Origin of the sequence: Lysinibacillus telephonicus (assembly GCF_003966145.1) — a bacterium.
Lineage (GTDB): Bacteria > Bacillota > Bacilli > Bacillales_A > Planococcaceae > Ureibacillus > Ureibacillus telephonicus.
The window spans coordinates 1-9915 of the sequence record NZ_RXNR01000105.1 but is presented as its reverse complement, the minus strand read 5'-3'; the positions used below and the strand labels follow the sequence as shown (position 1 = coordinate 9915).

Genomic DNA, 9915 nt, shown 5'->3' with positions numbered 1-9915 from the left:
GTTACCCCACAACAGGTAGCTCTGCTTTCTTATTGGCTTTTTTCGGTCAATTTAAGAATAAACATATTTGATTAATAGTATTCAAAGACCGAAGGGATTAATTATTTTCACAGAAAAAAAGCGAAATTTGTAGAAAGATACCATTCTCCTTCAAATTGCCATGGTGGGTGGATAAAACTAAAAACAACTCCCCCGATAATCATTCCCCAACCTACTACAATCGTTGAACCCCATCTTCTTAAGAGATTTATAGGTTGAATCGTATAAAATGCTAGACCAAATGCCGAAAGGATTCCCCATAAAAAAGCCTCTGTTGAAATAGACAATGTATTTATCCTACCATGTGTTACGAGTAAAAAGGTACCGAATAATGCCAAAACAACTGCTGTAATTTCCTTTTTTGTCGGTAGTCTTTTTGCAATTAAAATAAAATAACTAGTTACTAGTACAGGTCCTAAATATTGCAATACGGTTGCAGTTGCAGCATTACCATGTTTGATTGCAGCTAAATATGTATATTGAACCCCTATCATTCCAACAATCCCAAAAATAGTAACACCTATTATATCTGCTTTATGCCGCCATATATCAAAAATGCGAGTGCCTTCCCTTTTATAGGCAATTAAGGTAAGCAAAATACCTGCAGATAATAATCGGACGGTCGTTAACCATTCCGTGCTTATTTGCAAGGCTTGAAATAGATATTGAGAGACAGTGCCTGAAATGCCCCAAAATAAAGCAGCAGTTAATACGAGTACTATCCCTTTAGTACGATCTTGAAGAATCATAACTCTTACTCCTTAAAATAATAGTAAAACAATGTAATGTTAGTATGTTTTCACGTTAATTTCAATAATTTTTTATATTTAAAAAATGACAGACAGTAAAAAAGATACGTAAAAACGAGATTGTTTTTACGTATCTTTTTTACTGTTAAGAAATTTCGACTTGTGGATAAAAATGTCTAGCTCCAGCGCCCAGCCCCTCGAGGTCGTGGTCTGCCCTCGGTCGAAAGCTGGAAAGATGCTTTCGATTCGACCCCCTCCGCAGCACATGGATTGCAAGTGCCGACAATGCCACACGATGTGGCGTTTTTGTCGGCCAGCGCTTGTCGGGGCTACGTAAATTTATTCTGCATCAAAAGCGATAGCAATAGATGCAGGGCGCTTGCGCTTTTCTTTTTTACTTACTTTCAGTTTCTTGTTTTGGTATTACTTTGACAAGTGCTAATTCACCATCGTTAGAAATATCTATTTTTAAAGATCCGTTTGAGTATCGATCAGCTTTAGAAAGAGATTTTACTTCTACTAATTCTTGAATTTGTTTTTCTGTTTCAAGCAAAATAGCATCGTCTACTTCAACAGCTTTCACAGCAAAAATACGGTGAGGATTTGATTTTAATTCTTTCAAAACAACTACTCCCCGTTTAGCTCTACCGCTTTTCTCAATTTCAGCTATGCTCATACGTTTTACTGCACCTCGATGTGTCACAATAATCACATCTTGTCCATCGCCTTGCTTTAATACATTTACAGCTGATAAGAAATCCCCATCTTTTAAGTTAATTGCTTTTACACCACCAGTTTTCACTCCGGTAACTGGCACTTCTTCAACATCAAAACGAATACTGTAGCTGTAGTAGCTTGTTAATAATATCTCATTATTCGATGAGACTAGAGTTGCATAGATCATTTCGTCGTTGGCTTTTATATTCATTGTCTTAATCGGTTTTGAGTAGCGAGTGACAGCGTATTCAGAAAGCAAAGAGCGTTTAATTTGCCCTTCTTTAGTAGCCGTTAATACGAATACGTCATCTTGTTCAAATTGCTCAATTCCTATTACTTCAATAATTTCCTCGTCTTTATCAATTGGAACAATACTTGATATATGTTGGCCAAGATCTTTCCATCGAATATCTGGCAATTCATGGACTGGCTGATAAATGTAGTTGCCTTTGTTTGTAAATAGCAATAAATGATGCTGTGTATTTAACGTTTGCTCGTATAACAGATAGTCAGAATCCTTCATGGCGAAATCTTGTCCATTTGAAGCGGCGTGAGAACGGATGCTTGTTCGTTTAACATAACCGTCTTTTGTCACTGTGACAACCACTTCTTCACTTGGCACTAATACATCAAGTGTAAGCTTAATCTCTTCTATTTCAGCTTCAATTGTTGAACGACGTGGTTCAGCGAATTTTTTGCGAATTTCAAGAAGCTCAGATTTAATTACTTTAATTAATTGCTTTTCATTTTCTAAAATATCATTTAACTTAGCAATCGATTTTTGTAGTTCATCTTGCTCAGCACGCAAGTCTGTAATATCTGTATTTGTTAATCGGTAAAGTTGCAAGCTTACTATTGCTTCAGATTGCACTTCGGTAAAGCCGAATTTAGTTTCCAAATTAATTTTCGCATCACGTTTATCTTTTGATGAACGAATCGTCACAATTACTTCATCTAAAATAGAGATTGCTTTAATTAAACCTTCAACAATATGTAAGCGATCTTTTGCTTTTTGAAGGTCATAGCTTGATCGTTTTGTCACCACTTCTTTCTGGTGGTCTATATACGCATCTAACATTAGCGGCAAGGTCATTAATGTTGGTCGACGATTGTGAATCGCAATCATATTAAAATTGTAATTGATTTGTAGTTCTGTTGTTTTGTATAGATAATTTAAGATTCCTTGCCCTTGAATATCCTTCTTAAGCTCAATAACAATCCGCAATCCAGTACGATCTGATTCATCACGGATATCCGCAATTCCTTCTAGTCGTTTATCGACTCGCTGCTCATCAATTTTTTTTACTAAATTCGCTTTATTTACTTCATAAGGAAGCTCAGTAATAACGATCTGTTCTTTGCCGCCTTTGATTGATTCAACAGCTGCTTTTGCACGGACAATAATTTTTCCTTTTCCCGTTTCATATGCTTTTTTAATGCCGTCGATACCTTGAATAATACCACCTGTTGGGAAATCAGGTCCTTTCAGTACAGTCATAAGCTCGTCAACAGTACAGTTTCTGTTGTCAAGGCGCATTAATACAGCGTCCAGCGCCTCTGCTAAATTGTGTGGGGGAATATCCGTTGCATATCCAGCAGATATTCCGGTAGAGCCGTTTACAAGAAGATTTGGAAACCTTGACGGTAAAACAGTCGGCTCCATATCTTGATCATCAAAATTAGGTACGAACTCTACTGTTCTTTTCGTAATATCGCGCAACATTTCAGCTGCGATAGCTGACAGACGCGCTTCAGTGTAACGCATCGCAGCGGGTGGGTCTCCATCAACAGAACCATTATTACCGTGCATTTCAATTAGCATATGGCGGGATTTCCAATCCTGACTCATACGAACCATTGCTTCATACACAGAAGAATCACCGTGTGGGTGGTAGTTACCAATTACGTTTCCGACTGTTTTAGCGGATTTACGGAATGGTTTATCATTCGTATTGCCTTCATTAAACATTGCAAACAATATACGTCTTTGTACAGGTTTAAGACCATCTCTTGCATCAGGCAATGCACGGTCTTGAATGATGTATTTACTATAACGACCGAACCGATCGCCCATCACTTCCTCTAGTGGTAATTCTTGAAAACGTTCGGTTGCCGTCATACTTCTAGTTCCTCCTCATGTTGGATGAATTCGCTATCTAAAATATTCAAATCATCTTCCATTCCAAAGTCAACATTTGATTCTATCCACTTACGACGTGGTTCAACTTTGTCGCCCATTAGTGTTGTAACACGACGTTCTGCACGTGCACCGTCTTCGATTGTTACACGAATTAACGTACGTGTTTCAGGGTTCATAGTTGTTTCCCACAATTGGTCAGCGTTCATTTCGCCTAAACCTTTATAGCGTTGCAGAATATAGCCTTTTCCAACTTTTTTAATTGCTGATTGTAATTCTTTCTCCGTCCATGCATATTCGATTACTTCTTTTTTGCCAGCACCCCTTGAAACTTTATATAGAGGTGGTAACGCAATATATACTTTTCCAGCCTCAATAAGTGGTCGCATATATCGATAAAAGAATGTTAAAAGAAGCACCTGAATATGTGCACCATCTGTATCGGCATCCGTCATAATAATTACTTTGTCATATGCAGCATCCTCAATTGTAAAATCTGCACCTACTCCAGCACCAATTGTATGGATAATTGTAGATATTTCTTCATTTTTCATTATATCGGCAAGCTTTGCTTTTTCCGTATTAATTACTTTCCCGCGCAGTGGCAAAATCGCCTGGAATGTACGATCACGACCTTGTTTTGCAGAACCGCCTGCCGAGTCGCCCTCAACAAGATACAGCTCATTTTTAGCTGCATTTCTTGATTGAGCGGGTGTCAATTTTCCAGATAAAATAGTGCTTGCTTTTTTATTCTTTTTGCCGTTTCGAGCATCTTCGCGTGCTTTACGCGCTGCTTCCCTTGCTTGTTGAGCGCGAATAGCCTTCCGTACTAGCGAAGCTGATAACTCAGCATTTTCCTCTAGTACATATAAAAGCTGCTCAGAAACAACTGCTTCAACTGCAGAGCGTGCTTCATTTGTTCCGAGCTTGCTTTTAGTTTGCCCTTCAAATTGAAGCAGATGCTCAGGAATACGTACGGAAACAATCGCCGCAAGTCCTTCGCGTATATCTGTCCCCTCTAAATTTTTATCTTTCTCTTTCAATAAGCCTACTTTTCGAGCGTATTCATTAAATACACGCGTCATGGCAGATTTCGCACCCGTTTCATGTGTTCCACCGTCCCGAGTACGTACATTGTTTACGAAAGAAAGAATTGTTTCTGAATAGCCATCATTAAACTGAAATGCAAATTCAACTTCAATTTCATCTTGATTACCTTCTACGTATTTCACAGGATGCAGCACATCTTTTTCTTCGTTTAAATATGTAACGAATGCTTCAATACCGTTTTCGTAGTGGTATACTTCCGCTCTTCCTTCTCCGCGCTCATCAATTAATTCGATTTTTAAACCCTTTAATAAAAAGGCTGATTCACGTAGACGTTCTGCTAAAGTATCATAATTAAACTTTGTAACAGAAAAAATATCATGATCCGGCAGGAAGTGTACTTGTGTTCCAGTCTCTTTTGTTGCACCTAAAATTTCTAATGTAGTAACAGGCTTGCCGCCATTTTCAAAACGTTGACGGAATACTTGTCCATCACGATAAATTGTTACTTCTAAAAATTTTGAAAGGGCATTTACAACTGATGAACCTACACCATGTAAACCACCACTTGTTTTATATCCACCTTGTCCAAATTTACCTCCGGCATGAAGTATTGTAAAAATAACTTCAGGTGTTGGTTTGCCCATTTTATGCATACCTGTTGGCATACCTCGTCCAAAATCTCGAACACTTAAAGACCCATCCTCATGAATCTTAACGATGATATGTGATCCAAATCCAGCAAGAGCTTCATCAACTGCATTATCTACTATTTCATAAACTAAGTGATGAAGGCCTCGGCTATCTGTGGAACCAATATACATCCCTGGCCGTTTTCGAACAGCTTCTAATCCTTCTAATACCTGAATAGCATCGTCATCATAAGCGATGCCTGGCTGATTTATTGCCAAATCAAATCCCCTCCAAAATACAAACGTCCGTTCTGTTTCTGTTTTAATCGTACTGACAATAGGTTTTTCTGTCAATATTTCGCATGTCAGGATAAGCTTATTTATTGTATCAAACTAAAGTCAAGTTGCACAAACAAACTTTAATTGAAACTTATTTTACCTATTATTTAACAATTGAGTAAATAAGAAAAATGCTTAATGTACAATTATTCACGATAATTTTTGCTTTTTCCTTCAACTTCATTCATATTATTAAAAAAATATCTGTTATGATAAATGTAATGACTTTATAAATACTAGAAATTATACTTTCGTATGTACACAAAAAAGTGTAAAATTGTTATTGCTACATACTAGTACCAACTATTAATTTTTGAAAGGATTAAGCCTATGGTTAATGCAATTATTATACTTTGTGCTTATATAATCGGGTCAATTCCATCCGGTTTATGGATTGGCAAGATATTTTATAAAATGGATATACGTGAACATGGCAGTGGAAATTTAGGCGGGACAAATTCATTTCGTGTATTAGGCAAAAAAGCAGGTCTCGCTGTTACCATTTTAGATATATTAAAAGGGACTGCAGCAACCCTACTTCCACTGATTCCATATTTTTCTGAAACACAAATACATCCGCTTATCTTAGGAGCAGTTGCGGTTGTTGGACATATGTTCCCTATATTTGCTAGCTTTAGAGGCGGCAAAGCAGTGGCAACTTCCGGTGGTGTTTTATTAGGGTATGCCTGGCCGTTGTTTATCATTTTAATTATCGGTTTCTTTATTTCATTAAAAATCACGAAGATTGTTAGTTTATCATCAATGATTGTATCGATTATTGGTGTAATTTACAGCATTATTTACGCCTTTCTTACAGGTGATTATTCTTTATTAGTATTAGTCATCATATTAGCATCATTTATTTTCTATCGCCATCGAGCAAATATTAAACGAATTAAAGATGGTACAGAGCCAAAAGTTAAATGGTTATAGATTTGAACTAAGACAAGTTCTGAAAGGATGCAATCGACATGAAATTAATAATTTCTGATGAGGCTTTTCAATGGTTTAAAAGAGAAATGGAAGTAGTACAAGGGAAATCTATTCGTTTTTATGCGAGATACGGTGGATCTTCCCCTTTCCATGAGGCATTTTCACTTGGGATGACTCAAGATGAGCCGCATGACATTGGTGTTGAAACGGTCAAAGAAGGAATACATTTTTATATTGAAAAAGATGATTTATGGTTTTTCAATGATCATAATTTACATGTGAAATTAGATGTAATGATGGATGAACTTAAATACGATTATATAAAAGAATAAAAATTACGGCCGTTTGAACTAACTTTTACGACGGCCGCTTTTTATTACGGGAATGAATAAGGTTTTCTGCGAAAGATAATTTGCTTAAGTTTTTAAGTTTAATAAAATTAAAGGGATGTTCAGAAAATTATCCTTTCTGATCACCCCTTTTTTACTTTATGGCGAATTTTAAAATCGTTTCACATTAATAATTTCTTTTTCAAAACCAAGTTTTGTTACCATATTATTGTAGGTTTCAAGAACTTCTGGATAGGATGATTCAACCAGGGCTTCATCTACCTCCCCTTCAAAATCATAGCGTGCAGGTTCGAATGCACTACTAAAGGATTGTAACTTCTGTAAAAATAGTTGAACCTCGTCTAATTGCTTTATTGCAGAATCGATATTTGAATAAATTTGAAATGAATGTTTGTTGGCAAAAAATCTCTCAAATAGGTCAGAGCGCTCCTTCCCTTTTTTATGAGCCAACCGTTTTAAATCTTTCATACTATTAAGTACATTCCGCGCTTGTTGAACAATCATTTCTTCTGTATTCATAAATATTACGACCTTTCTTAAATATTAATAACTTTTTTAAAAACATAAATGTATTGTCATACTCTATACTATCACTTTTAATAAAATAAAACATTTATGAAAAACTACAATACTTTCACTTCTATACATATAAAAAATAGTAAACCCCCAGTAGAGAGTAATATCTCTTTTGGGGGTTAATTGTTTTTATTAACAAGCTCAATCGCCTCATTTACTTCTGTTATAGGCTGATGGCACATGAAATTTTCACAAATATAAAATGCGGCGCTTCCTTTTAATTTTTTATAATTCATAGTAAATGGTGCAACATCTTTTAGTTCTTGAGGATCTTTACATACTAAATACATAATTTCTGGATGAAAGCCATGGTGCAACTCAGTTAGAAATGGTTGTTGCTTATTAGTAATTTCACCGACTACAACTACTTCTTTCATTTTCATTAGCGTTGTTAAATAGGCCATTAACATATAAGAGTGGCCCATCGGATAATCGTTAATTTGAAATGCAAACGCTTCGAATATTTTATAAACCGACTCTTCTAATTCAGAATCTCCAGTTAACCGTGCGAGCCTGAGCAACTGCAGAGCCGCTACGCTGTTTCCAGATGGCATTGCTGAATCATAAGTCTCTTTTTGACGAATAAGTAATTGTTCTGAATGAGAACTGTAAAAGTAAAAGCCTCCATCGGTTTTATCCCAAAATAATTCAAACATTTGTTTAGTCAAATTCTTTGCTTTTTTTAAAAAAGAAATATTGTGGGTCGCTTCATATAATTCAATATAGCCCCATAACATATATGCGTAATCATCAATAAATCCTTCCTGCTTTACTTCCCCATCGCGAAATCGCACCATAAGCCTGTCATTCACAGTTAATGTGGTTTCAATAAATTGTGTAGCTTTAAGTGCTGCTTCTAAGTAGCTGTTATTATTAAAAACTTTAGAAGCTTTGGCAAGGGCAGCAATCATAAGTGCATTCCATGCAGTTAAAATTTTATCATCCTTATGTGGGTGCACGCGTAATTCACGATATTCAAACAATTGTTTACGGGCACTTTCAAGGCGTTCTAATAACTCGTTTATCGTTAATCCATTTTGCTCTGCAAGCTGTGGAAATGATGAATCGATTAAATTAGGGATATTCTTACCATCAAAATTCCCGTCTTCTGTTATCCCGTAGGCTGTATTGTACAGCATCCCAAGATCATCACCAAGTACTGAAATAACTTCATCAAACGTCCATAGGTAAAACTTGCCTTCTTCCCCTTCAGAATCAGCGTCTTCTGCCGAGTAAAATCCACCATCTGGAGAAGCAAGCTTTCGAAGTACGTAAGTTATGATTCCTTCTACAATTTTTTTATTGTCTTCAGAATTTGTTACTTGAAAACATTCTGTATAAGCAATAGTTAATAACGCATTATCATAGAGCATTTTTTCAAAATGTGGTACTAAGTATTCATCATCTGTGGAATATCTTGCAAAACCAAAGCCTATATGGTCATAGATTCCTCCTTTTTCAAGGGCATCTAGTGTTTTTACCGCCATATTAAGAGCTCGTTCATCATTTGTGTAATGATAATAACGAAGTAAAAACATGTAATGATGAGGTGTAGGGAATTTTGGTGCCGAACCAAATCCTCCATAAGACTCGTCAAACATGCTTAAGAAGGAACGAAATCCATTATGCACCGAAGTTTCAGATAGTATATCCTCCTCTTTAGCTTGCATAGTACTTTGAAGAGCTCCATACACTTGTTTTGTAACATCTTCAATTTGTTTCGCATCATTTTTATAAAGATTATATAGCTGTATAATTACTTCTTTAATACCGGGGATCTGTGGTCTACTTTCTTTTGGAAAGTAAGTTCCTACATAAAATGGGACCTTATCTTCGGTTAAAAAAACATTCAGTGGCCATCCACCATGTCCATTCATTAATTGGCAGACAGTCATATAAATGGAATCAATATCAGGACGTTCTTCACGGTCAACTTTTACAGAAATAAACCTCTCATTTAATAATTTAGCGACTTCCTCGTCTTCAAAACTTTCTTTCTCCATTACATGACACCAATGACAAGTACTATATCCGATACTAACAAATACAGGTTTGCCTTCTTTCTTTGCTTTTTCGAAAGCTTCTTCTCCCCACGGGTGCCAGTCTACCGGGTTATAAGCGTGTTGAAGCAAATAAGGTGATTTTTCAGCAATTAATCGATTGGATTTTTTATTTGTTGTCATAGAATCACTTTCTTCTTGTATTTACTATTACTTTACCCATTTCCTTATAAGCAGAATCAAAAAATAATGGAAACTTTAACTGTATATTTTACAAATAAACAATCATGAGTTTTTTACACCCAACCCTGGCATGAAAATAAGTACCTTCGGTTCATAATGGTAATGACACAAACAGGATGTAAGACGTGGCTTTTTTTGGTGGCTTTGACCCTG

At 36.1% G+C, this 9915-nt stretch carries 7 protein-coding genes; 2 read left to right on the top strand and 5 right to left on the bottom strand.

The genetic code is table 11. The features are described 5' to 3' along the window. Positions 1 to 107 precede the first annotated feature (107 nt). The 3 genes from EKG35_RS19635 to parE all read right to left on the bottom strand — a co-directional run bounded on the left by EKG35_RS19635 (position 108) and on the right by parE (position 5600). Positions 108 to 788 carry a DMT family transporter gene (locus tag EKG35_RS19635; protein ID WP_126296236.1) on the bottom strand — a complete coding sequence of 227 codons (681 nt, stop codon included), beginning with the start codon at positions 786 to 788 and terminating at the stop codon, positions 108 to 110. Positions 789 to 1182: 394 nt separating this feature from the next. Next, on the bottom strand, positions 1183 to 3624 hold the full coding sequence (parC, locus tag EKG35_RS19630) for a DNA topoisomerase IV subunit A (protein WP_126296235.1): 2442 nt from the start codon (positions 3622 to 3624) through the stop codon (positions 1183 to 1185). Next, the gene (gene parE / locus EKG35_RS19625; RefSeq protein ID WP_126296237.1) at positions 3621 to 5600 is read right to left on the bottom strand and encodes a DNA topoisomerase IV subunit B; all 1980 of its coding nucleotides are present in this window, start codon (positions 5598 to 5600) and stop codon (positions 3621 to 3623) included. The genes parC and parE overlap by 4 nt, the downstream gene beginning before the upstream one ends. A 390-nt stretch (positions 5601 to 5990) precedes the next feature. Between parE and plsY the strand changes: the two genes are divergently transcribed. Continuing rightward, positions 5991 to 6593, top strand: coding sequence for a glycerol-3-phosphate 1-O-acyltransferase PlsY (gene plsY / locus EKG35_RS19620; protein ID WP_126296234.1), 603 nt, complete (start codon positions 5991 to 5993; stop codon positions 6591 to 6593). Positions 6594 to 6631: 38 nt separating this feature from the next. After that, positions 6632 to 6925, top strand: a complete 294-nt coding sequence (locus tag EKG35_RS19615) for a HesB/YadR/YfhF family protein (RefSeq protein ID WP_126296233.1) — start codon at positions 6632 to 6634, stop codon at positions 6923 to 6925. Positions 6926 to 7093: 168 nt separating this feature from the next. On the opposite strand, the gene EKG35_RS19610 is transcribed toward EKG35_RS19615, so the two are convergent. Beyond that, positions 7094 to 7462: a hypothetical protein gene (locus EKG35_RS19610; RefSeq protein WP_126296232.1), complete on the bottom strand. Its 369-nt coding sequence runs from the start codon at positions 7460 to 7462 to the stop codon at positions 7094 to 7096. A 176-nt stretch (positions 7463 to 7638) separates the two neighbouring features. After that, the gene (locus EKG35_RS19605; protein WP_126296231.1) at positions 7639 to 9702 is read right to left on the bottom strand and encodes a thioredoxin domain-containing protein; all 2064 of its coding nucleotides are present in this window, start codon (positions 9700 to 9702) and stop codon (positions 7639 to 7641) included. Positions 9703 to 9915: the final 213 nt, after the last annotated feature.

What these genes read in the sequence shown, in the direction of transcription:
- plsY (WP_126296234.1), top strand. Translation starts at nt 5,991, where the DNA reads ATGGTTAATGCAATTATTATACTTTGTGCTTATATAATCGGGTCAATT.
- EKG35_RS19605 (WP_126296231.1), bottom strand. Translation starts at nt 9,702, where the DNA reads ATGACAACAAATAAAAAATCCAATCGATTAATTGCTGAAAAATCACCT.
- EKG35_RS19635 (WP_126296236.1), bottom strand. Translation starts at nt 788, where the DNA reads ATGATTCTTCAAGATCGTACTAAAGGGATAGTACTCGTATTAACTGCT.
- parC (WP_126296235.1), bottom strand. Translation starts at nt 3,624, where the DNA reads ATGACGGCAACCGAACGTTTTCAAGAATTACCACTAGAGGAAGTGATG.
- EKG35_RS19615 (WP_126296233.1), top strand. Translation starts at nt 6,632, where the DNA reads ATGAAATTAATAATTTCTGATGAGGCTTTTCAATGGTTTAAAAGAGAA.
- EKG35_RS19610 (WP_126296232.1), bottom strand. Translation starts at nt 7,462, where the DNA reads ATGAATACAGAAGAAATGATTGTTCAACAAGCGCGGAATGTACTTAAT.